Origin of the sequence: Lentzea roselyniae (assembly GCF_039537795.1) — a bacterium.
GTDB classification, from domain to species: Bacteria; Actinomycetota; Actinomycetes; order Mycobacteriales; family Pseudonocardiaceae; genus Lentzea; species Lentzea atacamensis.
This window is the reverse complement of sequence record NZ_BAABBE010000024.1, coordinates 58,378-83,761: the sequence shown is the minus strand read 5'-3', so window position 1 is coordinate 83,761 and position 25,384 is coordinate 58,378. Positions and strand designations below refer to the sequence as shown.

Below are 25,384 nucleotides of genomic sequence, written 5' to 3'. Positions count from 1 at the left end.
TAACAGGTGGTGGAGACAGGTCAAGCCGCTTGCCTGCCGGGCGCCGGGAAACGGCGGAGGGTGGGGCTGAGGGTGGCGCCGACGGCGATCACCGCGGCCGCGGCCGCGCACGCCATCAGGCCGGTCGTGCCGTCGCCGGAGGCGAGCGCACCGCCCGCGACCGGGCCGAGCGCGCCCGCGGCGCCGGTGAAGAGACCGACGAGACCGCTGAGCCGCCCGCGCAGCTCGTCGGCCGTGACGGACATCTGGTAGGTCATCACCGTCGTGACGGTGACGGGCATGAACATCGCGACCACGCCGAGCACGACACCCAGCAGCACGCCGCCGGGTGTGAAGGCCATGACGAAGATCAGCACGGCCGCGAGCCAGGAGAAGCCGATGATGATCACCGACGCGGGCAGCGCGTCGTGCAGCCTGGCGGCGAGCGCGGCGCCGATCAGGCCGCCCGCGCCGAAGCAGGCCATCATCACGCCGATCTCGCCGGGACCGACCTGGTCCTCGCCGGACACGGCCAGGATGATGACGACCAGCGCGCTGAACACGAGCTGGACGAGCGCGACCCAGATCAGCGTCGTCCTGATAGGACGGTGCTGCCACACCCAGCGCAGCCCGACCGGTTCTCCGGTTTCCTGCTCGTCTTCCACCGCCGGGGACGCGCCCTTCGGCAGGCGGAGCGTCAGCAACGCGATGCAGGACAGGACGAGCATCGCCGCGTTCAGCGCGAACGGCAGCATGTGGTCCACGGTGAACAGCACGCCGCTCGCCAGCGGGCCTGCGAGGCTCGCGAGGTACGGGCGGGCGGTGTTGCGTGCCACCGCCTGCGAGAGCTGCTCCGGCGCGACGACGCTCGGCAGGGCGGCGTCCTCCGCGGGACCGAACACCGAGACGAGCAGTCCGTCGATCGCCGCGACCACGAGGATGTGCGGCAGCGAGTAGGCGTCGAAGTACAGCGCGACCGCGACGCTGGCCATCGCCACCGCCCGCAGGGCCTCGCACACCACCATCACGACCTTGCGGTCGAAGCGGTCCGCGAGATAGCCGGCGGGCACCGATCCCAGCAGCAGCGCCACCGCCATGGTGGTGGCGACCAGGCCGATCTCCACCGCCGACCGCGTCGTGGCGAGGATCAGCAGGGGGAAGCCGATCAGCGCGAGCTCGCTGCCCAGTTCGGAGACGAGCCTGCTGATCCACAGGACGTTGTAGTCGCGGTTGCGGGACAACGGGACGGACGGCCGCACCGCACTTCCCGCCTCGGTCGGCGTCACTGTGACGTTCTCCTGCCTTGTGCTGGTAGCGGCCGGGCGGTCCGGCCACCGAGTTGGAGCAGACGACCGGGCAGGAACCGTCCCGGTGTGACCGGACTGCCGGGCACGGTGAAGGTCAGGTCGGCCCGGCAGGTCACGGTGACGCCCGGCCCGCCGTCGATCGAGAGGTCCAGCCGTCCGCCGCCGCGGTGCGCGACGTCGACCAGCGCGTCGCCGTTGGCGTACCGGCCGGTCAGCTCTTCCGCTTGTGCCTCAGTCGCTTCGGGTCCGTCCGGCGCCGGCCGGTGGTCGGCCACCGCGATGCCGTCCGCCCGCAGTTCGTCGACGAGATCCGGCCACAGCGCCGAGCCGGTGGCCGCGTTCGTGGTCAGCACGACCACCGTCGCGGAGTCCGGTTCGAACCGCAGGTGGCACGAGGTGCCGTCGCCGGTGCCGTCGTGGCCGAACCAGGTGCGGCCCGCTTCCCGGTACACCGCCCAGCCGGGACCCCAGCCGTCGGCGAGGCCGTACGGGCCCGCCGGGTGCCCGGCCAGGTGGTCTTGGCGCATCGCGGCGTCGTGTTTCAGTGCGAACGCCGCCAGGTCGGCCGCGCTCAGCGCGAGCGCGCCCGCCGGTGCCTCGAGCTCGGGCAACGCCTGGTCCGTGATGACCCGCGAGCCGCTGTGCCCCGGCACCGGCCGGCGTTCGGTCGGCGGCCCTGCCACGAACGACGGCGTGATTCCCAGCGGCCACAACAGGATCGACTCGACCGCGTCCCACCAGTTCACGCCGGTGACGTCCTCGACGAGGTGCCCGGCGAGGACGTAACCCGCGTTCGAGTAGGAGAACACCTCGCCGGGCCGGTGCACGAGGTCCTCCGGCCGGCAGTGGCGGGCGACCCAACGTTTCCGCGAGACCCTCTCCTGCTGCTCGACGTTCGCCGCGAGACCCGCGGTGTGGGTGAGCAACTGGCGCGGTGTCACCGGCAGCCGCGGCAGCACCTCGTCCAGACCGAGGTCACCGTCCTCGGCGAGCGTCAGCACGAGCGCCGCGGTGAACGGTTTCGTCAGTGATCCCAACGGGAACGCCGACTCCTTCGTAACGCCGTGGCACGCCTCGAAGACCTCGCCGCCACGCCGGATCACGAGCTGGGAACCGGGCACGTCGTGCTTGCGCGCCAAGCGTTCCAGCAACTCGGAGGGGTTCATGCCGTCCCCTCCGGATCGAGGTGGTGCGCGATCGCGCGGAGTGCGGCGAGGTGCTCGTCCGCGACGTGCCTGACCGTCTTCTCGTCGTGCACGTCCGCCGAGTGGTGCCAGTCGAACGCCAGCACACCGTCGCTCACCGCGCCGACGACCTCCAGCGCGTGGCTCCTGCGCTCGGCCGGGTGCCGAGGTGCGCCCACCGGGTCGTGGAAGCTCTGGTACAGCGGGCTTTCCGCGCCGCCCGCACCGGCCTGGCCGTGGTAGTTGAACAGCACCCCGGCGTTCGCGCGGTCCGCGAGCGCGCCCGGTGCGCCCAGGTACCGCAACGCGCCGTAGGAGATGCCGTTGCCTGGCACCGCCCGCAGCTGCCGCCGGACGTTCTTCACCAGTGCCGGCCAGTCCGGTTCGCCCGCGGGCACGTGCAGCGCCACCGGGTAGATCGCGGTGAACCAGCCGACCGTCCTGGAGAGGTCGACGTCGTCGAACAGCTCTTCCCTGCCGTGGCCTTCGAGGTCGACGACGACGCTTTGCTCGCCGGTCCACCTCGTCAGCGCCCACGCCAGGCCGGACAGCAGCACGTCGTTGACCCGAGTGCGGAACGCTGCCGGCGCCAGCGTCAGCAGGGCGCGGGTCTCCCGTTCGGTCAAGGAGAACGACACCGTCCTGGTCGACGCCTCCACGTCCGGTCCCGGCCCGTCGGCGGGCAGCGGCACGGCGGGTGGCAGTGCCTCCCAGTGCGCCACGTCCTCCGCGAAGCCTCCGTCCGCGACGTGGCCGGCGAGCGCGCGCACCCAGTCACCAGCGGGAGAAGTCCTGGCGCCCAACCGGATCTCACCCGCGAGCGCCTGCCGGTACGCGGACTCGATGTCGTCGACCAGGATGCGCCACGACACCGTGTCCACCACGAGGTGATGAGCGGTGACGAACAGCATCGGCCGCCGGTGCGTGCCGAGGTCGAACAGCAGCGCGCGCAGCAGAGGACCGGTCGCGAGGTCGAAGCTCGCGTCCACCTCCGCCGCCCGCTTGTCCAGCTCGGCGCGCAGGTCCTGGTCACCGATCGCGCTCAGGTCCTGCCGGGCGAGCACGTCCACCTGCGCGGGCGGCGCGTAGAACTGCCGCCACCGGCCGTCTTCGCAGACGAACCGGGCGCGCAACGCGTCGTGGTGCGCTGTCACCGCGTCGAGTGCCCTGCGCAGGGCCTGCTCGTCCACGTCCGCCGCCAGTTCCGCGAGGAACGACTGGGTGAAGTGGTGCGGTGCGACCTGGTTCGTGGTGAGGAACTCGTGCTGCACGGGCGTCAGCGGCACCTCGCCCACCACGGGTTCGTCCCCCGGTCCGCGCGTCCCGGCCGGCTGGGCGACCGCGGCCAGCTCGCCGAGTGTCTGGTGCAGGAACAACTCCCGCGAAGAGATCTGCAGACCGGCTTCGCGGGCGCGGTACACCAGCTGGATGCCGAGGATCGAGTCGCCGCCCAGCTCGAAGAAGTTGTGTCCCGTGCCGACGCTGGTCGCGGGCACGCCGAGCACGTCGGCCCAGATACCCGCCAGGGTCTCCTCGGCAGGTGTTCCCGGTGCCAGGTAAGGGGTTCCGGTCACGTCCTCCAGCTCGGGCGCGGGCAGTGCCCGCCGATCCGTCTTGCCGCTCTGGGTCAGCGGCAGCTCGTCCAGCACGGTGATGGTCGAGGGCACGGCGTGCGCGGGCAGCACCTGGACGAGGTGCCTGCGCAGGTCGGGCAGGTCGATCTCGTCCGCGGGCACCACGTAGGCGTGCAACCGGACGGTGCCGCCGTCGGCACGCGCCGCCGCGGCCGCGCTCAACACCTGGGCGTGGCCGGTCAACGCCTGTTCGACGTCACCGAGCTCCACCCGGTGACCGCGGATCTTCACCTGGTCGTCGGTGCGCGCGAGGAACTCCAGCACGCCGTTGGGCAGCCACCGCGCGGCATCGCCCGTGCGGTACATCCGGCAGTCCGGCCAGTACGGGTCGGTCCGGAACGGGTCGGGCAGGAAGGCGCACTCGGACTGCTCCGGCCGGTTCAGGTAACCGCGTCCGACACCGGCGCTGCCGATGTGCAGTTCTCCGGTCACGCCAACGGGAACCGGGCGTCCGTGCGGGTCGAGCAGGTAGATGCCGGTGTTCGCCAGCGGCCTGCCGATCGGCACGTACGGTCCGGCGCCGATCGGTTCGCGAGAGACCTCGTGCAGCGTCGCGTCCACCGTGTTCTCGGTAGCGCCGTAGGCGTTGACGACGATCGTGTCCGGACCGACCCGCTCGAGCAGCTCGGCGCACTCACCGGCGTGCCACGCCTCGGAACCGACCGCCAGCACGCGCAACGAGTCGGCACGCGTGCCACGGCGCGCCAGCTCACGCGCGATCGCCGTGGCCAGCACCGGCACCGTCACGAACAGCTCGGCGCGCGTCTCGGCGAGCAGGTCCACCAGTGCGGGCGGATCGGTCACCAGGTCCGCGGGGCAGATCTCCATCGTGCCGCCGAACAGGGTCGACCACACGAAGTCGGAGAAGAACAGGTCCACGCCGAACCCGGAGACGGACAGGCAGCTCGGCCGCGTCCCGGTCAGGCCGTACCGGTGGTCCCACACGCGGGCCAGGTGGTGCACGTTGCGGTGCTCCACCATGACGCCCTTGGGCTTGCCGGTCGAACCGGACGTGTAGATCACGTACGCGAGGTCCTCCGGCGTGACCTCCGTGACCGGCGTGGTGTCCGGATATCCGTCCACAAGGGACCAGTCGAGCGGCACGACGTGGCGTGCCGTCAGCCCGTGCTCCTCGGCCAGCCCGTCGCCGGAGAGGAGCACCTCGGCTCCCGCGTCGGCGAGCATGTCCTTCAGCAGGCGCGCCGGGTAGCCCGGTTCCAGCGGTACGAACGCGCCGCCCGCCTTGAGCACGGCGAGCAACGCCACCACCGCGTCGACGCCACGGTCGGCGCAGACACCGACGAGCGACCCGACGGTGACACCCTTGCCCACCAGGTGATGGGCCAGCTTGTTGGCCTTCGTGCGCAGTTCGGCGAAGCTCAGGCTGTCGGTGCCGCACCGCACCGCGATGCCGTCCGGGTGTTCCGCGGCAATCGCGTCGAACAAGTCGTGCAGACGTTCCGGCGGGCCGAAGTCGACCGGGGTGCCACCCCACTCGGTGAGCATCCGGTGCTGTTCCTCCGCCGTGATCAGCGGCAGTTCCCGCATCGGCCGGGCCGGTTGCGCCACCACGCTTTCCAGCACCAGCAGCAGGTGCCGGCCCAGCCGCTCGACGGTGGCCGGGTCGAACAGGCCGGTGCTGTAGCTGATCCGGCCGAGCAGCCGTCCGTCGCGCTCGGTGAAGTCCACGCTGAGGTCGTGGCTCGCGTCGCCGCCGTCGAACTCGACCTCCTCGGCCACCAGTCCCGGCAGTGCCAGACGGTGCTCCGGCGTGCTGTCCAGCACGACCATCGCCTCGACCAGGGGGTTCCTGCTCGGGTCGCGCTCGGGCCGCAGCACGTCGACGAGCCGTTCGAAGGGCAGATCGCCGTGCGCGAAGGCCTCCAGCGCCGTCGCCCGCACCGCCGTGAGGAAGTCCGCGAACGACAGCGACTCGTCCACATCGGACCGGATGGCGACGGTGTTGATGAAGCAGCCGACCAGGCCCTCCAGCTCGGCACGGTCCCGGCCGGCGGTCGCCGTGCCGACCACGACGTCGCGCTGCCCGCAGTAGCGCGCGAGCAACACCTGGACCGCGGCCACCAACGCGTGGAACAGCGTGGCTTCCCGGTCACGGGCCAGTGCGCGCAGACGGCCGAGCAGCTCGGCGTCGACCTCGAACGACCACGCCGCGCCGTCGGACGTGCGCACCGGCGGACGAGGACGGTCCGTCGGCAGGTCCAGCGATGTCACGCCGGCCAGCTGCTCGCGCCAGTAGTCCACCTGCCGGTCGAGCGCAGCGCCGGACAGCCGGTCCCGCTGCCACACCGCGTAGTCCACATAGGACACAGGGAGTTCCGGCAGCTCCGCCCGCCCACCGTCGAGCGCGGCGGTGTAGCAGGCGCTCAGCTCCTCGACGAGCACGCCCATCGACCAGCCGTCGGTGATGATGTGGTGCAGCGTCAGCACGAGCACGTGCTCGTCGTCGGCGACCTCGACCAGCAACGCACGTGCCAGCGGGCCGGTGCGCAGGTCGAACGGACGGGTCATCTCCTGCCGAAGCCGTTGCCGCAGGATGTCTTCGTCCGCCCCGTCGAGGCGCTCCAGCGGCAGGTCGCCGACGGGATGCACCACCTGCACCGGGCGTTCGCCGACGTAGTCGAACGTGGTCCGCAACGCCTCGTGGCGACCGGCCAGCGTCGCCAGCGCCTCGGTGAGCACATCCACGCGCAGCTCGCCACGCAGCCGGACGGCGGACAGGATGTTGTACTCCGCGGTGCCCGGTGCGAACTCGTCGAGGAACCACAACCGTTGCTGTGAGAAGGAGAGAGGCGCCTGCTCCGGCTGCGGGGACAGCCGGGGAACGCGCTCCTGCGCAGGCTCTCCGGGGACGAGCGCGTCCGCGAGCGCCCGCACGGTCGGCGTGTCGAACATCTGCCGGGGCGAGACCTCCGCGCCCAGCGCCGACCGCAGCCGGGACGCGACCTGGATGCTGAGGATGGAGTCGCCGCCAAGCTCGAAGAAGTCGTCGTCGACGCCGACCCTGCCGACCCGGAGCACCTCCCGCCAGACGTCCGCGACCGCGCGTTCGGCGGCCGTGCCGGGAGCCGTGTAGGGCCTGCTCGCCTGGTCCTGCTCGGGAGCGGGCAACGCCTTGCGGTCCAGCTTTCCGTTGCGGGTCAGCGGAATCTCCGGCACCACGACGAACGCGGACGGCACCATGTGCCCCGGCAGCCGGTCGCGGGCGTGGTCGCGCAGCTCACCGGGCGACGGCTCGTCGCCGACGACGTAGGCCACCAGCCGCTTGCCGCCGGGACCGTCCTCGCGGGCGATGACAGCCGCTTCCGCTACGGCGGGGTGCGCGGTGAGCACCGCCTCGATCTCGCCGGGTTCGATGCGGAAGCCGCGGATCTTCACCTGCTCGTCGGAACGCCCGAGGTACTCCAGCGCACCCGCGCGGGTCCACTTCGCCACGTCACCCGTGCGGTACATGCGGCTGCCCGGCGCGCCGAACGGATCCGCGACGAACCGCTGGGAGGTCAGGCCGGGCTGGTTCAGGTAGCCGTCGGCCAGACCCGCGCCCGCCACGTACATCTCGCCCGGGACGCCCACAGCGACCGGTGCGAGCCGCTCGTCCAGCACGTAGACGCGCAGATCCGGGATCGGCACGCCGATCACTCCGCCGGTCGTGGCGGCCGTCAGCGGGGCGTAGGTGACGTGCACCGTCGTCTCGGTGATGCCGTACATGTTGATGAGAGCGGGAGCGTCGTCGGCATGCCGCTCGTACCAGTCGTTCAGCCGGCGCGGATCGAGCGCTTCGCCGCCGAAGATCACGTAGCGCAGCGACAGCGTGTGGCCCGTGCTCTCCGCATCGGCGCGCATCAGCTGGTAGAACGCGGACGGCGTCTGGTTGAGGACGGTGACGCGTTCCTCCGCCAGCAACCGCAGGAAGTCCTGCGGTGTGCGCGACACCGCGTGCGGCACCACGACCAGACGGCCGCCGTGCAGCAGTGGTCCCCACAGCTCCCACACCGAGAAGTCGAACGCGTAGGAGTGGAACAACGTCCAGACATCGTCCGCGCCGAACTCGAACCAAGACCTGGTCGAGGTGAACAGCCGCACCACGTTCGACTGCGGGACGACCACGCCCTTCGGCCGGCCCGTCGACCCGGAGGTGTAGATGACGTAGGCGGGATGTGCCGGGGTGAGACCGGCGTGGTCGAGGTCCACATCGGACAGTCCGGCCAGCTCGGTCTCCGCCGGCACCACCACGGGCACGTCCGCGTCGATCCCGGACGTCGCGACGATCACCGCGGGGGCGGAGTCCACGAACACCTCGCGGACGCGCTGCTCGGGGTAGTCCGGGTCGATCGGCACGTAGCCGGCACCGGCCTTCAGCACGGCCAGCACCGCCACCACCAGCTCGGCGGACCTCGGCAGCACGAGCGCCACGAACCGGCCCGGTCCGGCACCGCGGGAGACCAGCACGCGGGCGAGCCGGTTGGCCGCGGCGTTGAGCTCGGCGTAGGTCAGGGTGGTGGCGCCGTCGGTGATCGCGACCGCGTCCGGCACCGCGCGTGCCCTCGCCTCGAACAGCTCGGGCAGCGTCTCCGCGACCTCCGAGGTCTCCCGCCCGTTCCACCCGACCAGCAGCTGCTCGCGCTCCCGCACGTCCAGCAACGGCAGGCCGGCCACCGGACCTGACGCACCGTCCGCGAACGCGGTCAGCACGGTGCTCAGATGGCCCGCCACGGCCTGGACGGTCTCGTCGGCGAACAGCTCGGGGTCGTAGTTCAGGAACAGGTGCAGCGAGTCGCTCAGGTGCGCGGTCAGCGCGAGCGGGAAGTTGGTCTGCTCGTCACCGACGTACTCGCGGACCGTGATGCCGTTGCGCGACGCCGCTGCCTCGTCGTACGGGTAGTTCTCGAAGACGACGATGCTGTCGAACAGGTTCACGCCGCTCGGCACCTCGCTCCAGCCCTGGATCTGGCCGGGCGAGACGTACTCGTACTGGCGCGACTCGGCGACGGTGTCCTGCAGCGCCCGCAACCAGCCGGCGAGGTCGTCGCTTCCCGTCACGTCCACGCGCACGGGAACGGTGGTGATGAACAGGCCGAGCACGTCGCCCGCCCCCGCCAGGTCGGCGGGCCTGCCGGAGACCGTCGCACCGAAGCACACGTCGGACTCGCCGCTGTAACGCGACAACAACGCCGCCCACGCACCCTGGATCACGGTGTTCGGCGTCAGCCGCGCCTCGCGGCAGAACCGCAGCACGTGCTCGGAGAGACCGGCGGGCAGGCCGACCTCGATCCGGCCGGAGGTGCGGGACCGGTGCGCGCCGGAGGGAGCGTGGTCGAACGGCAGCGGTGTCGGGGCGGTCATCCCGGCCACCACGCCCCGCCAGTACTCCTCTGCCGCGGGGACGTCCTGTTCCGCGAGCCACTCCACGTAGTCCCGGAAGGGACGCCTCGGGGTGAGTGCGGCCGGGGCGCCGGTGAAGGCGGCGTACTGCTCGAACACGTCGGACAGCACTCCCGCGAAACTCCAGCCGTCGAGCAGGATGTGGTGCGAGAACCAGAAGACGTGCACACGTGTGTCGTCCAAGCGCAGGAAAGCGAGCCACATCAACGGTGCCGTACCGAGGTCGAGCTCGCGGGCCGAGTGCTCGTCCCACAACGACTCCACCTTCGCCCGCTGCTCGTCCGGACGCAGGCCACGCAGGTCGTGGTGCTCCATCGGCACGCGAAGTCCAGGCGCACGAACGACCTGCAGCGGCTCCGGCACGTCCTGCCAGACGATCTCGGTGCGCAGCACCGGGGTGCGGTCGACGACGCGTTGCCACGCCTGCGCCAGCGCCGCGGGATCTTCGACGTCGTCGAGCACCATGCCGAACCGGCTCAGGTAGACGTCGGACCCGTGACCGGTCAGCGAGTGGAAGAGGATGCCGCGCTGCACGGACGTCAGCGGGTAGACGTCCTCCACCGCGCGACCGGCCGTGATCCGGTCCACAGTGGACTGGTCAAGTGCCGCCAGCGGGAAGTCCGACGGCGTCCACCCTCCGGCCTCCGGCAGGGCGCAGTGCTCCGCGATGCGGGTCAGCGCGTCGGCGAACCGGTCGGCCAGGTCGCGCACGGTGCGTTCGTGGTGCAGGTTCGCCGAGTACGACCACCGGAACTCCAGGCGGTTGTCCCGCACCAGTCCCGTGACGTCGAGCAGGCACGACCTGGTGTGGTTCGGCGCGCGGTCGCTGCCCGGCACGTCCAGCCACGCTCCGAAGAGTCCGCCGCCGGACTCCGCGCCGAACCGGCCGAGGTAGTTGAACGCGATCTGCGGCCAGCCGGGCCCGAGATCGGTGTCCGCGAGGTACCGCAGCGCGCCGTAGCCGAAACCGCGCTGGGGCACCGCGCGGAGCTGTTCCTTGACGGACTTGAGAACCGTGTCCCAGTCCCGTTCCCGCACGGTCAGCACGACCGGGTACAGCGTGGTGAACCAGCCGACCGTGCGGCTGACGTCGACGCCGTCGAACAGGTCCTCGCGGCCGTGGCCCTCCAACAGCAACCGCACCGTGTCGTCGCCGGTCCAGTCGGCCAGCACCGTGCCGAGCGCGCTGAGCAGCACGTCGTCGACCTGAGTCCGGTACACCGGTGGCACGTCGCGCAGCAGCGCCGACGTGACGGACTCGGACAGCCGGACGGTCACCTCGCGCTCGGATGCGACCGAGTTCTCCCCGGCGCCGTCGACGGGCAGCGGGGCGCCGGTCTGCTCGGCCTGCCGCCAGTGGTCCAGCTCGGCGTCGAACGCCCCTGCGGCCACGTGGTCGCGCACCCGGTGCGCCCACTCGCCGTACGAGGTGGACTTGGGGCCGAGGTCCGCACCGCGATGAGCGCGCTCGAGATCACCGAGCAGCACCCGCCACGAGACGGCGTCGACCACCAGGTGGTGCGCGGTGAGGAACAACCGTTGCGCGCCACCGGTTTCGACCAGAACCGCGCGCATCAGCGGTCCGTCGTCCAGCCGCAGACCCGTTCGGGCCTCGGCGACCTGCTCCTCGTCCTGCACCGTCGTGAGCGGGATGTGCTCACCGTCGTCCGCGTAGCGCTGCCGCCACTCCCCGTCGGCCTCCTCGAACCTCAGCCGCAGAGCGTCGTGCTGCTCGGCCAGCGTCCGCAACGCGGCGCGCAGCTCATCGGCGTCGACGCGCTCCGCCAGCTCCAGGTAGACCGACTGCGTCGCGTGCTCGCGCGCGGTGGGGGTCTCCTCGAAGAAGTTGTGCTGGATCGGGGTGAGCGGTGCCTCGCCCTCGGCGACCTGCGGCACAACGGTTTCCGCCTCGACCGCACCCGCCCGCGCGGCGAGCTCGCCGATCGTCTGGTGCAGGAACATCTGCTTCGACGTGAGCAGCAGGCCGGCCTCCCGCGCCTGCGCGACGACCTGGAGCCCGAGGATCGAGTCGCCACCGAGGTCGAAGAAGTTGTGCGTGGTGCCCAGCGTCTCCGGGTCGAGGTCCAGCACCCGCGCCCAGATCCGGACGAGTGCGGTCTCCGCTTCTGTGACAGGCGGGGTGTGGGTGACCTGCCGGTCGGCCGCGTCGGGCTCGGGCAGCGCGCGGTAGTCGGTCTTGCCGCTCGCCGTCAGCGGCAGCTCGCCGAGCACGGTGATCGTGGCGGGCAGCGCGGGCGCGGGCAGCAGGTCGGCCAGGTGGGAGCGCAGGTCGTGGACCGCGATCTCGTCGCCCGGCACGAAAACGACGTACGCGTCGATGCGCGTGCGACCGGCCGTGCGGGCGACGACCGCCGCCGCCTGCACGGCCGGGTGCTCGCCGAGCACGTGTTCGATCTGGCCCGGTTCGACGCGGTACCCGTTGACCTTGACCTGCTGGTCGGTTCGGCCCAGGTACACCAGCGTGCCGTCGGCCAGCCGTCGCACGAGGTCGCCGGTGCGGTACATGCGGGCGCCCGCGAACGGGTCCGGCACGAACCGTTCGGCGGTGAGGTCGTCGCGGCCGAGGTAGCCGCGGGCGACACCGGGACCGCCGAGGTGGAGCTCACCGGGAACACCGGCGGGCACCGGGCGGCCGTACGCGTCGAGGACGTAGGTCCTGGTGTTGGGCAGCGGCCTGCCGATCGGCACGAACGGACCGGCGCCGAGGCCGTCCGTCACCGGGAACGCGGTGCTGTCCACGGTCGCCTCGGTGACGCCGTAGGCGTTGACCACGGTGGTCTCCGGCGACAACCGGTCGAGCAGCTCGGCGCAGTCGCGCACCTGCCACCCCTCGGAGCCGACCGCGAGCAGCCGCAGCCCGTCGAGGCGCCGGTCGCGCGCGGCGAGCTCGCGGGTGATCGTCCTGGCCACCGAGGGAACCGTGGCCAGCACGTCGGCACCGCTGTCCTCGATCAGCGCGACCAGTGCGCGCGGGTCGCCCAGCACGTCCTGCGGGCACATGATCAGGGTGCCGCCGAACAGCAGCGACAACAGCACGTCGCCGACGAACAGGTCGACCGACGGGTTCGACACGGAGAGGCAACGCGGCGGGCGGACGTCGAACCCGTAGCGCGCGTTCCAGGCGTGCGCGGTGTGGTGGCAGTTGCCGTGCTCGACGAGGACGCCCTTGGGTGTGCCGGTCGAGCCGGAGGTGTAGATGACGTAGGCGAGGTCGTCCGGCGACACCTGGACGTCGAGCGGTTCCGCAGGCTCGGCTTCCCACTCGGCCGTGTCCACGCGGACGATCCGCGCACCGGTGTCCGGCAGCCGGCCGGCGACCTGGTCCTCGGTGATCAGCACCGGCGCGGCCGCGTCGCTCAGCAGCCGGGCGAGCAGTCCGGCGGGGTGGGCGGGATCCAGTGGCACGAACGCGGCGCCCGCCTTGAGCACGGCGAGCAGCGAGACCACGACGTCGACGCCCCTGGGCAGGCACAGCGCGACCAGCGTGCCCCTGCCGACGCCGAGTCCGGCGAGGTGGCGGGCGAGCTTCGCGCTGCGGGCCCGCAGCTCGCGGTAGGTCAGCTCAGCGTCGCCGGAACGCACCGCGATCGCGTCCGGGGTGGCCGCGGCACGCTCGTCGACCAGCTCGTGCACGGGACGCGGCGCACCGAACTCGACGGTCTCGCCGGTGCCGTCCGCGATCAGCCGTTCCAGCTCGGCGGCGGGCAGCAGCGGCAGCTCCCGCATCGGCCGCTCCGGCTGGGCCGCCGCGGTTTCCAGCACGAAACCGAGGTCGCGCGCCATCCCGTCCACAGTGGACTCGTCGAACAGGTCGGTGCTGTACTCCAGGAAACCGGTGATGCCCTCCGGCCCCTCGTGGAAGTCGATCGTGACGTCGAGACTCGTGGCGAGCGCGGGCGGGCGGACGTCCTCGATCACCAGGCCCGGTGCGCCGTCGAGCCCGGCGGGCGCGTTCTGCAGGTTCACCATCACCTGCACCAGCGGCGGGCGGCTGGGGTCGCGTTCGGGCCGCAGCGCCTCGACCACGGCCTGGAACGGCACCTCGTCGTGGGCGAGCGCGTCGGCGACGGTCTCGCGGACCGAGTCGAGGAAGTCCGCGAACGACCGCTCCTCGTCCACGGTGGACCGCACGACGACGGTGTTGACGAAGAACCCGACCAGGTTCTCCAGCTCGTCGCGGTTGCGGCCAGCGGTCACCGTGCCCACCGCGATGTCGGACTGCCCGGCGTACCGGGAGAACAGCACCTTCGACGCGGCCAGCAGCACCATGAACAGCGTCGCCCCGCGCCGCTTCGCCAGTGCTCGCAACGCCTGTGCGACCTCGTCCGCGACCTCGAACCGGTGCACCGCGCCCGCCGACGTGCGCACGGCGGGACGGGGGCGGTCCGACGGCAGGTCCACCGGCGCCAGCCCGTCGAGCTTCGCGCGCCAGTGGTCGAGCTGGCCCGCGAGCGCGTCGCCGCGCAGGCGTTCCCACTGCCAGGCCGCGAAGTCCGCGTACCGCACCGGCAGTTCCGGCAGTGCCGGCTGCTCACCGCGGACCTCCGCCGTGTACGCCGCGGTCAGCTCGTTCAGCAGGATGCCGGTGGACCAGCCGTCGCCGACGATGTGGTGCATGCCGAGCACCAGCACGTGCTCGGTCGCACCGAGCTTGACCAGGCCCACCCGGAACAACGGCCCGGTGCGCAGGTCGAACGGCGTGGTCACCTCGGCGAGCAGCACCTCGTCCAGCGCCTCCGGACCCGCGCCGGTCAGGTCGGTGACGAGCACCGGCACCTCGGCCGGCGGGTGCACGACCTGCCGCACCCGCCCGTCCACCGAGCCGAACGTCGTGCGCAGCGACTCGTGCCGCCGCACCACCAGGTCCAGCGAGCGGCGCAGCGCCACGACGTCGAGCTCGCCGGTCAGCCGCAGCACCAGCGGGGCGTTGTACTCGACGCTCTCCGGCTCGAACTCGTGGAAGAACCACAACCGCTGCTGCGCGGCCGAAGCCGGCAGGTCGTCCCCGCGCACCGCGGGGATGCGGTCGGCCGCCTCCGCCGCCCCGCCCGCCAGCGTGCGCCGGGCCAGCTCCCGCAGGTGCTCCGGCAGCGACGCGATCCGCTTCTCCTGCTCGGGCGAAAGGCCCATCTCGTCCCCCACGTCAGTTCCGGCCGCTCGCGCCGAGCGCCAGGTCGTTCTCGAGCTTCGCCAGCACCAGGTCGACGATCCGTTCCGCGAGCCCGGCCACGGTCGGCGCGTCGAACAGGTCTCGCGGTGACACCTCGACGCCGAACGAGCGCCGCACCCGCGACATCAGGCGCAGGCTGCTGATCGAGTCACCGCCGAGGGCGAAGAAGTCGTCGTCCGCTCCCACCTCGTCGCGGCCGAGCACCTCGGCCCACTCCCGGCACAGCGCCTCCTCGGTGGGGTTGGCGGGTGCCCGGTAGGCGGCGGCGATCACGTCGGTCCGCGACGGCCGCGGCAGCGCCCTGCGGTCGACCTTGCCGTTCGGCGTGAGCGGCAGCCTGGGCAGCCGCACGAACGCCGAGGGCACCAGGTAGTCCGGCAGCGACTTCGACAGGTGCCTGCGCAGGGTGTCGCCGACGGGTTCGGCGGCATCGGGCGCCGGCACCACGTAGGCGACCAGCTGCCTGGCCCCCGCCTCCGTCCTGGGCGCGGTGACCACCACCTCGGCGACCGAGGGGTGCCGGATGAGCGTGTTCTCGATCTCGCCGGGCTCCACCCGGAACCCGCGGATCTTGACCTGCTCGTCGGTGCGCGCGACGAACTCCAGGAGCCCGTCCGGCCGCCACCGCACCAGGTCGCCGGTCCGGTACAGGCGTTCACCCGGCGCGCCGATCGGGTCGGCGACGAACCGCTCGGCCGTCAGGTCGGGCCGGCCGGCATAGCCGCGCGCGAGCCCCGCACCGCCGATGTACAGCTCACCGGTCACGCCCACCGGAACCGGCGCCAGACCGGTGTCCAGCACGTACAGGCGAACACCCGCGATCGGCTCGCCCAGCGGCACGCTGCGATGTCCCGCGCCCGGCCGGGCTGGGAACAGCGTCACCGCGAGGGTGGACTCCGTCGGGCCGTAGATGTTCACGAACGTGCGGCCGGGCGCCCACGCCTCGACCAGCTCGACCGGGCACACGTCGCCACCGGTGCCGACGCACTCCAGTCCGGAGAGCTCGACCGGATCCAGCGCGGCGAGGACGGCGGGCGGCAGCGAGGCGACCGTGATGCCGTCCGCGCGCAGCTGCCTGGCCAGCGCCGCCGGGTCGTGCAACGCGTCCGGGCCGGAGAGCACGAGCGTGGCGCCCGCGACCAGCGTGCTGAAGATGTCCTGCACGCCGCCGTCGAAGCTCATCGAACAGACCTGCAGCACGCTGCTGTCCGGAGTGAGGCCGTACGTCTCGTTGATCGCCTGAACGACGTTGTACAGCGACCGGTGTTCCACCATCACGCCCTTCGGCGTGCCCGTGGAACCGGACGTGAACATCACGTAGGCCAGATCCCGGTCGTCACCGGCGACGTCCGGCGCGGTGGCCGGCCGGGCCTCGACGTCCGCGCGGTCGCGGTCGAGCAGCACGATGTCCACATCGGACCCGGCGAACCGGCCTGCCTGGTTTTCGAGCGTCAGCAGCACACGCGGCTTGGTCTCGGCGAGCATCGTGGTCAGCCGTTCGGCGGGGTAGTCCGGGTCCAGCGGCACGTACGCGCCACCGGCCTTGAGCACCGCGAGCACCGCGACGACCAGGTCGGTGCTGCGTGGCACCGACACACCGACGAGCACGTCCCTGCCCACTCCGAACGTGGACAGGTGGTGTGCCAGCCGGTTCGCCGCCGCGTCCAGCTCGCCGTAGGTCGTGGCGACCCCGTCGTGCACCACCGCGACCGCCTCCGGCGCGGCGGCGGCGCGAGCGCCGATCACCTCGTGCAGACGACCGCCGGTCCGAGCCGGCCCGGTGCTCGCCCACTCGGTCAGCAGCGTCCGCCGCTCGGCCTCGGTGAGCAGGGACAGCTCGCCGACGCGCCGGCCGCCGGAGTCCGCGACCGACTCGAACACCATGCGCAGGTGTCCCGCCATCCGCGCCACGGTGGCCGGGTCGAACAACGCCGGGTCGTAGTGCAGCAGCAGCGAAAGCTCGTCCTCCGGGTAGACGACCACGTTGAGCGGGTAGTTGGTGCCGCTCGTCGAGCCGATGTCCACAATGGACGGTGCATCGCCCTCGGCGGGGTCGACCGGGTAGTTCTCGAACACGACGATGCTGTCGAAGAGGTCGCGGCCGCGCGGCAGCCCGCACCACTCCACGACCTCCGACAGCGACACGTGGTCGTACTGCCGGGCCGCAGCCTGCCCCGCCTGCTGGTCGCGCAGCCAGGTGACGACGTCGGCGTCCGGGTCGACGCTCACCCGCACCGGGAGGGTGTTGATGAACATGCCCGCGATCTGGTCGGCACCCGCGAGATCGGCGGGCCGCCCGGCGACCGTCGCGCCGAAGCACACGTCGGTCTCGCCGCTGTAGCGGGACAGCAGCAGCGCCCACACGCCCTGGACGACCGTGTTGATCGTCACCTGCGCCCGCTTCGCCGTGGCGTACACGCGCGCGGTGAGGTCCTCCGGCAGCGCGACCCGCAGCCGCGCCGACGACACGGTGCGGTGCAGGCCGGACTTCGGCCGGTCGAACGGCAGCGGCGTGGCGGCCTCGAACCCGGCCACCGCCCGCTGCCAGTACTCGCGCGCGGCGGTGAAGTCCTGCCGCGCCAGCCATTCCACGTAGTCGCGGTACGGGCGCCTGGGTACGGGCACCGCCTCGGCCGCGCACTCCCCGAGCACCTCGGAGAGCACCTGCATCCCGCTCCAGCCGTCGAGCAGGGCGTGGTGGAACGTCCACACCAGACGGACGCGCGCGTCGGTGAGGCGGATGATCGCCACCCGCATCAGCGGCGCCTCACCGAGGTCGAGTCCCGCCTTGCGGTCCTGGTCGAGGTAGTGCGCGACGGCGGCGTCCAGCTCGGCCTTCGCCAAGCCGCGCCAGTCCAGCACGGTCACCGGAATCCGGACGTGCTCGTACACGACCTGGTACGGCGCAGGCAGGTCCTCCCAGACGAACGCGGTGCGCAGCACCGGCACCCGGCTGGCCACCCGCTGCCACGCCGCGGCCAGCACCGACGAGTCGCGCACGCCGTCCAGAACCGCGGAGATCTGCTCGAAGTAGGCCGTTCCGCTGGTGTCCATCAGGCTGTGGAACAGCATGCCGTTCTGCATGGGCGTCAACGGGTAGATGTCCTCGACGTCTCGACGCGTCCCCACGATCTCGTCCACTGTGGACTGGTCCAGCGCCGCCAGCGGGAAGTCGGACGGCGTCCGCCCGCCGGTGCCCGGAGTCAGGCAGTGCGCGACGGCGGCGGTGAGCTCGGTGACGAGGTGGTTCGCGAGCCCCGTGATCGTCTGCTCGTCGTGCACGTTCGCCGAGTAGTACCAGCGGAACTCCAGACGACCGCCCCGCACCGTGCCGACGACGTCGACGAGGTGCGGCCTGGTGTCGCCGGGGTGCTGGTGCAGCCCGATCTCCGAGACGGAGCCGAAATCACCCGCGGCGGAGCCGAACTGGCCGAGGTAGTTCAGCACCACCTGCGGGTCCAGCTCCGGTACCCGTCCGGCGTCGCGGAGCACGCCGTAGCCCAGTCCGCGCCGGGGAACGGCACGCACCTGCTCCTTCACGGACTTCAACGCCGCGTCCCAGTCGCCGCCCGCCTCGACCACGAGCGGGAACCGCGTGGTGAACCAGCCGACCGTCCGCGTGATGTCCAGGTCCTCGAACAACTCCTCGCGGCCGTGCCCCTCCATGCCGAGCGGCACGCGCCGTTGCCCGGTCCACGCCGCCAGCACCCGCCCGAGGGCGGCCACGAGCACGTCGCCGACCTCGGTCCGGTACGCCTTCGGCACCTCGCGCAGCAGCTTCGCGGTGGTGTCCGCGTCGAGACCCGCCCTGACGATCCTGGTGCTCTCCACCGAGTTCGGCCCGGTTCCGTCCACGGGCACGGTCACGTCCACGCCGTCCAGCGCGGACCAATGGGCAGGCTCGTCGTCGAACCCGCCCGCGGCCAGGTGGCCGGCGAGCCTGCCGGCCCAGGCCTGCGGGGAGTCGGTGGTCGCGTCGAGCACGATCCGCTCGCCGCGCGAGGCCTGGTCGAGCGCGACCCGCAGGTCCTCGATCAGCACGCGCCACGACACGCCGTCCACGGCGAGGTGGTGCACCGCCAGCGTGAGGCGCCCCTGTGCCAGGACTGCCCCCACCAGCCTGCCCTCGGTGATGTCGGTGGAGGCCGAGGCGATCTCGACGGCGCGTTCCGCGGTGACCTCGTCGACGGTCTCGAACGCCGCGCCCGCGGCGGTCTCCTCCTGCCACCACTGGCCGTTCTCCGAGAAGAACCGGGTGCGCAACGCGCCGTGGTGCGCCACAAGTGCTTCGACCGCCGCACGCACGGCGGAGGGCGCGACGGGAGGCAGTTCCAGCGTCACGTGCTGGTGGAAAGCCGCAGTGGGGGTGAACGTGTCGAAGAAGAACCGCTGGATCGGAGTCAGCGGAGCGCGTCCTTCGAACCGGACCGACGGCGCGGCAACAGGTTCTCCCGTCGCCACGACCTCCAGCGCCGCGATCGTCGGGCGTTGGAACAGGTCCCGTGCGCTCAGCCGGAATCCGGCGTCCCGCGCCTTCGCCACGACCTGCATGGCCACGATCGAATCGCCGCCCAGGGTGAAGAAGTTGTCCTCGACGCCGACCTGCGGCACGCCGATCGCCTCGGCCCAGATCCCGGCGAGCACCCGCTGGACTTCCGTGCGCGGCTCGACGTGGGTGACGACGCCGACGGCCTCGGGTTCGGGCAGCGCGGCGTGGTCCACCTTCTCCCGCGACGTGAGCGGGAACTCCGCCAGCACGACGACCGCGGCCGGCACCATGTACTCCGGCAGCACGCCACGCACGTGGTCGAGGAGTACCGAAACCTCCGGGTCACGTCCCGACGGCACGACGTACCCGATGAGGCGCACGCGTCCCTGCGCGTCCTCCCGTGCCACCACGACGGCCGCCGCGACGTCGGGGTGCTCGGCGAGCACGGCCTCGACCTCACCGGGTTCCACGCGGTAGCCGCGGATCTTCACCTGGTTGTCGACGCGGCCGAGGAAGTCCAGCTCGCCCGTGGGCAGCCGGCGCACCAGATCACCGGTGCGGTACAGCCGCGCGTCGGGATCCGGCGAGAAGCGGTCCGGCACGAACCGGGTCGCGGTCAGCTCGGGCCGGTTGACGTAACCGCGGGCGACGCAGACACCGCCGATGTGCAGCTCGCCGGGAACGCCGACCGGCAGCTGGTTGCCGTGCGGGTCGAGCACGTGCACCGTCGTGTTCGCGACCGGCACGCCGATGGTCGGCAGCACACCGGGTTCGACGGTGCCCTCCGGCGCGACCCGCGACCCGGTCGCGAGCACCGTCGCCTCGGTCGGGCCGTAGTGGTTCACCATCAGGAACCGGAACTCGGGGCTCGGGCGGCGGCGCAGCACGTCACCACCCGCGATCACCACGCGCAGCTTCGTGTCCACCCGCTCGAGCTGGTCGAACACGGCGTCGACGCGCGGCGTGATCACCACGGACAGCGTGACGCCCTGCCCGGCGAGCCAGCGGACGAGCACAGCGGGGTCGTCCAGCACGTCCGGCGTCGCCACGGCGACAGAGGCACCGGCGGTGAGCGCCGGCCAGATCTCCAGCGCGACGGGGTCGAACCCCTGCGCGACCAGGTGCGACGACCGGTCGTCCGGGGTGACGTCGTAGTAGTCGTGGTACCAGAGGCAAAGATTGACCAACGAGCGGTGCTCGACCATCACGCCCTTGGGCCTGCCGGTCGAACCCGAGGTGTAGACGACGTACGCGACATCGGTCGCCGCGACGCCCGTTTCCGGTGCGGTAGCGGGATTCGCCGCGATGACCGGCCAGTCGTCGTCAAGGCGCACGACCGTTGCGTCTACTTCGGACACTCGCGCGGCGACGGAGCGCTGGGTCAGCACCACCCGCGCCCCGGTGTCGCCGACGACGAACGCCAGCCGGGCCGCCGGGCTGTCCGGGTCCAGCGGCACGTACGCGCCGCCGGCCTTGAGCACCCCGAGCAGCGCGACCACGAAGTCCGCGCCGCGGTCGAGGCACACCGGCACGGGCACGTCCGGGCCCACGCCGAGGCCGATGAGGTGGTGCGCGATCCGGTTGGCCCGCTCGTCGAGCTCGCGGAAGGTCAGCACCCGCTCCCCGCAGACCACCGCCACCGCGCCGGGATCACGCCGTGCCCGCCGCGCGACGAGCTCGTGGACGCTCACGTCCAGGTCGTGGTCGACAGCGGTGTCGTTCCACTCCGCGAGCTGCCTGCGCTCCCCCGCGGTCAGCAGGGACAGTTCTCCCACCGGCAGGTCGGGAGTCGTGGCGAGCTGGTCCAGCAGCACGTGCAGGTGGCCGGCCATGCGCTCGATCCGCGCGGCGTCGAACAGGTCGGTGTTGTACTCGACCATCACGTCCATGCCGTCGTCGAGCTCGGTGAACTCCACCGTCAGCTCGAAGATCGACGACACGTGCGGGAGCGCCTGCCGCTCGACCCGCGCGTCCCCGAACCGCAGCGGCTCCGCCGGGGTGTTCTGCAGCACCACCAGCGCCTGCACCAGCGGCGTGCGGCTGGGGTCGTGGTCGGTACGCACCTCGGAGACGACACGCTCGAACGGCACGTCCTGGTGGGCGAACGCCTCCAGCACGGTGGTGCGGACGTGGCCGAGGAACTCGGTGAACGGCAGCGCCGCGTCGACCGTCGAGCGCAGCGCCAGCGTGTTGATGAAACACCCCACCAGCCGCTCGAACTCGACCCGGCCGCGACCGGACACCGCCGTGCCGACCACGACGTCGCGCTGGCCGCTGTAGCGGGCGAACAACACCTGGCAGGCGGCCACGAGGACGGTGAACAACGTGGTCCCGTGCGCCTCCGCCAGCCACCCGAGCCGCGCGGAAAGGCCCGCGGGAAGCCGGAAGCGGTGCTCGGCGCCGGCGGAGGTGCGCACCGCGGGACGCGGCCGGTCGGTCGGCAGCTGCAGCGGTGCCGCGCCCTCCAGCTCGTGCCGCCAGTGGTCCAGCGACCTGGCCAGCGCGGAGCCGGTCAGCGCGGCGCGCTGCCACACCGCGAAGTCCGCGTACCGCGCGGGCAGCGGCTCGATCCGCGCCGCCCGCCGCTCGAGCGCGGCGGCGTACCGCTCACCCAGTTCGCCCGCGAGCACGCCCATCGACCAGCCGTCGATCGCGATGTGGTGCACGCCCAGCACGAGGACGTGCTCCTGGTCGGCCACCCTGATCAGGCGCACCCGCGCCACCGGTCCGGCGGCGAGGTCGAACGGGGTGGCGACCTCCTGGTGCAGCAGGCGGTCCAGCTCGGCGGCGTCCTGCCCGCGGAGATCGGTCACCGTGATGGCCGCCGATTCCTGACGGATCACCTGACGCCGTCCGCTGTCCACGGTGGTGCGCAACGGTTCGTGGGCCTCGACCACCTCGCGCCACGCCAGGGCGAGCGCGGCGGCGTCGAACGGGCCGCTGATCCGGTAGGCGAAGTGCACGTTGCTGTCGACGGCGCCGGGGTCGAGCTCGTGCGCGACCCACAGGCGTTCCTGCGGGAACGACAACGGGAAGACCGAACCGGGCGTGTGGTGCGGTGCCGCGGTCACCTCGGCGGCGGGACGCGCGGTGATCTTCGACGCCAGTTCCGCGAGCGTCGGCGCGTCGAACAGGTCCGCGACGGTGAGCTCGACACCGAACCGGGCGAGAATGCGCGCCAGCACGCGCACGGCGAGCAGCGAGTTGCCGCCGAGCGCGGAGAACGCGTCCCCCGCGCCCACGCGGTCGACCGGCAGCACCTCGGCCCAGATCTCCGCGAGCGCGGTCTCGACCTCACCGCTGGGTGCCCGATGACCCGACTCGGCCCCGCGTCCCGGCTCCGGCAGCGCGGCGCGGTCCACCTTTCCGTTGGGCGTCAAGGGGAACCGGTCCAGCAGCACGAACTCCGACGGCACGAACGGCTCCGGCAGCACCCCGGTCAGCCGCTCGCGCAGCAGCGCCGGCGTGACGCCCGCACCGCTGTCCGCGACGACGTACGCGACCAGGCGAGCACCCTCCGCCTCACCGCGGCGCACCACCACGACGGCGTCCGTGACGCCGGGGCACTGCCGCAGCCGGGTCTGCGTCTCGCCGGGTTCGACGCGGAAGCCGCGGATCTTGACCTGGTCGTCGGTGCGGCCGAGGAACTCGAGCCGGCCGGCGTCGTCCACCCGCACGAGGTCACCGGTGCGGTACAGCCGCTCGCCAGACGGCGCGGCGACGAACCGGGTCGCGGTGAGGGCGGGACGGTTCAGGTAGCCCCGCGCGAGCCCGTCACCGCCGATGTACAGCTCGCCCTCCTGCACCGGCCGCAGGTTCTCGTCCAGCACCCGCACCGTCGTGCCGTCCAGCGGCACGCCGATCGGCACCGGACCGGTCACCTCGGTGATCCGGTGGCAGGCGGTGAAGGTGGTGCCCTCGGTCGGCCCGTAGCCGTTGACCAGCCCCAGATCCGGGAACCGCGCCAGCACCCGCGCGCAGTGGCCGGGTGAGAGCACGTCGCCACCCGCAAGCAGCAAGCGCAACCCGCCGAACACGGTGACGTCCGCGTCCACCACCTCGTGGAACATGCCCGCGGTCAGCCACAGCACGCTCACCTCGAAGCCGGAGAGGAACCTGCCCAGCTCGGCCACGGACACCGCACCGGACGGCCCCACGGCGAGGCTCGCGCCACTGCTCAGCGCAGCCCACACCTCGAAGGTCGACGCGTCGAACGACACCGATGCCAGGTGCGCCACGACATCGGCGGGAGTCAGCGCGGCGTAGCTCTGGCCGCGGACGAGCCGCACGACACCGCGGTGCTCGACCAGCACGCCCTTCGGCTGCCCGGTGGAGCCCGAGGTGTACATGACGTAGGCGAGATCGCGGCCCGTGACCTCGACCTCGGGGGACTCCGCGGGCTGCGCCGCGATCAGGTCCGCGTCGGTGTCCAGGCAGACGACGGCGGCGGCACCGGGCGGAACCCGGTCGCGCAGCCGCCGCTCGGTCAGCACGAGCGGCGCGGCGGTGTCGGCGAGCATGAACGCCAGCCGTTCGGCCGGGTAGCCCGGGTCGAGCGGGAGGTAGGCACCGCCCGCCTTGAGCACGGCCAGCTCGGCCACGACGAGGTCGACGCCGCGGTCCAGGCACAGGCCGGTGACGACGCCGGGACCGACGCCGCGCCCGGCCAGGAAACGCGCCAGCCGCGAGGCGCGCGCGTCCAGTTCGGCATAGGTCAGGCTCAGCCCGGCCGCGGACACCGCGGTCGCGTCGGGCGTGCGCCGGACCCATTGCTCGAACAGCTCGTGCACGACCGTGGGCATGACGGTATCCACGCTGCCGCTCCGTTCTGTCGATTCCCCCGGGAAGAATGCGGACACCACACCCCCATGTGGCCCGCCCACCGGAAGTGTTGTTCGGCGGCCCACCCACGGCAACGTCTTTAAGCCGAGACCAAAAAGGACTCGCTGCCGGGCTCCGCCGAGCTGGGCTTTTCGGCAGTACCTAAAGGAGGTGGAATCCTGCGGCGTCCTGCGCAAGGCTGTTGTGGCCGGGCAACCGTGCCGTTCGCAGTCCTGCACGCGGCAATGCCTGCGATGGACCGGACACGTGTTCCGGCATTGCCGGGCAAACATTCGGTGAACGCCGAGCGAGTTCTCGACGCCCGCCTGTACCACCGTTTCCGAAAATCGGAGTCGCGGCGTCGCCGCGCGACAGGAGGCTGTCCATGACCAGCACGACCACGCGGGCGACCGCGCAGATCTTCAACTCGGCGGTGGCCGCGTCCGCCATCGCCGCGGCGTGGGAACTGGGGGCGCTGGCGGAACTGCGCGAGTCCGGCACGCTGGACGTACCCGAATTCGCCGCGAGGCATGATCTGCACGAGCAGTCCACAATGGGCCTCTTCGTGGCTCTCGCCAGTGTCGGGGTGGTGCGGCGCGACGGCTCGACGGTGGCCACCGGCGAGCACTTCGACGAGGTCTACCAGGCAAAATCGCTGTTCCACTGGCTCATGCGGGGTTCTGCCCCGCTGTTCGCGGAAATCCCGGCGGTGCTGCGCAACGGCAACCGCACCGGCGCCTTCTACCGGCGTGACGCGAAGGCCATCAGCGCCGCGTGCCGGGAAGCGAACGCGCAGTTCTACGACCCGGTTTTCTGGCCGGTCCTCGAAGGTCTCGACTTCGATCCGACCGTGGTCGCCGACCTTGGTTCGGGAAGTGGTGAGCGACTTCTCCAGATTCTCAAGCGCCACCCCGGTGCGCGTGGTATCGGAATCGACATCGCGAGCCCCGCGATCGACATGGCGAGCACCGAGGCGCAGCAGGCCGGCATGGGTGACCGGCTCACGTTCATCGAGGCCGACGTGCGGCAGCTGGAGCCGGCCGCAGAATTCGCCGACGTGGATCTGCTCACCTGTTTCATGATGGGCCACGACTTCTGGCCCAGGGAACGGTGCATCACCTCGCTCCAGCAGCTGCGGAAGGCATTCCCGTCCGCCCGCAGGCTGTTGCTCGGCGACAACGTGCGCACCACCGGCGTGCCGGACGACGAAATCCCGGTGTTCACGCTGGCCTTCGAATTCGGCCACGCCATGATGGACGTGTACCTGCCGACGCTGGACGAATGGCTGGACGTTTTCGACGAGGCCGGGTGGAAGTGCGTCGAGGCGCACCACGTCGAAAGCCTCGCCGGAGCCGTCGTGTTCGAGCTGAGCTGAACCG

General features: G+C 71.9%; 5 protein-coding genes. 1 reads left to right on the top strand and 4 read right to left on the bottom strand.

The genetic code is table 11. The features are described from left to right. Positions 1-20 precede the first annotated feature (20 nt). The 4 genes from ABFX45_RS33505 to ABFX45_RS33490 are packed head-to-tail and all read right to left on the bottom strand — an operon-like array spanning position 21 to position 23,986. Complete coding sequence (locus ABFX45_RS33505) at positions 21-1,265, bottom strand: MFS transporter (protein WP_346134366.1); 1,245 nt, start codon at positions 1,263-1,265, stop codon at positions 21-23. Beyond that, positions 1,262-2,452 (bottom strand): serine hydrolase domain-containing protein, encoded by a 1,191-nt coding sequence (locus tag ABFX45_RS33500; RefSeq protein WP_346134364.1) that lies wholly within the window; start codon positions 2,450-2,452, stop codon positions 1,262-1,264. Before ABFX45_RS33500 ends, ABFX45_RS33505 begins: the two co-directional genes overlap by 4 nt. Next, a complete protein-coding gene (locus ABFX45_RS33495; protein WP_346134362.1) occupies positions 2,449-14,667 on the bottom strand; it encodes an amino acid adenylation domain-containing protein in 12,219 nt (4,072 codons plus the stop codon). The genes ABFX45_RS33500 and ABFX45_RS33495 overlap by 4 nt, the downstream gene beginning before the upstream one ends. A gap of 1 nt (position 14,668) precedes the next feature. Then, positions 14,669-23,986: an amino acid adenylation domain-containing protein gene (locus tag ABFX45_RS33490; RefSeq protein WP_346134360.1), complete on the bottom strand. Its 9,318-nt coding sequence runs from the start codon at positions 23,984-23,986 to the stop codon at positions 14,669-14,671. 404 nt (positions 23,987-24,390) lie between these two features. Between ABFX45_RS33490 and ABFX45_RS33485 the strand changes: the two genes are divergently transcribed. Next, positions 24,391-25,380, top strand: a complete 990-nt coding sequence (locus ABFX45_RS33485; protein ID WP_109637610.1) for a class I SAM-dependent methyltransferase — start codon at positions 24,391-24,393, stop codon at positions 25,378-25,380. The last annotated feature ends 4 nt before the right edge of the window (positions 25,381-25,384 follow it).

Coding starts and splice junctions, on each gene's coding strand:
- ABFX45_RS33485 (WP_109637610.1), top strand. CDS start 24,391: ATGACCAGCACGACCACGCGGGCGACCGCGCAGATCTTCAACTCGGCG.
- ABFX45_RS33500 (WP_346134364.1), bottom strand. CDS start 2,452: ATGAACCCCTCCGAGTTGCTGGAACGCTTGGCGCGCAAGCACGACGTG.
- ABFX45_RS33490 (WP_346134360.1), bottom strand. CDS start 23,986: ATGCCCACGGTCGTGCACGAGCTGTTCGAGCAATGGGTCCGGCGCACG.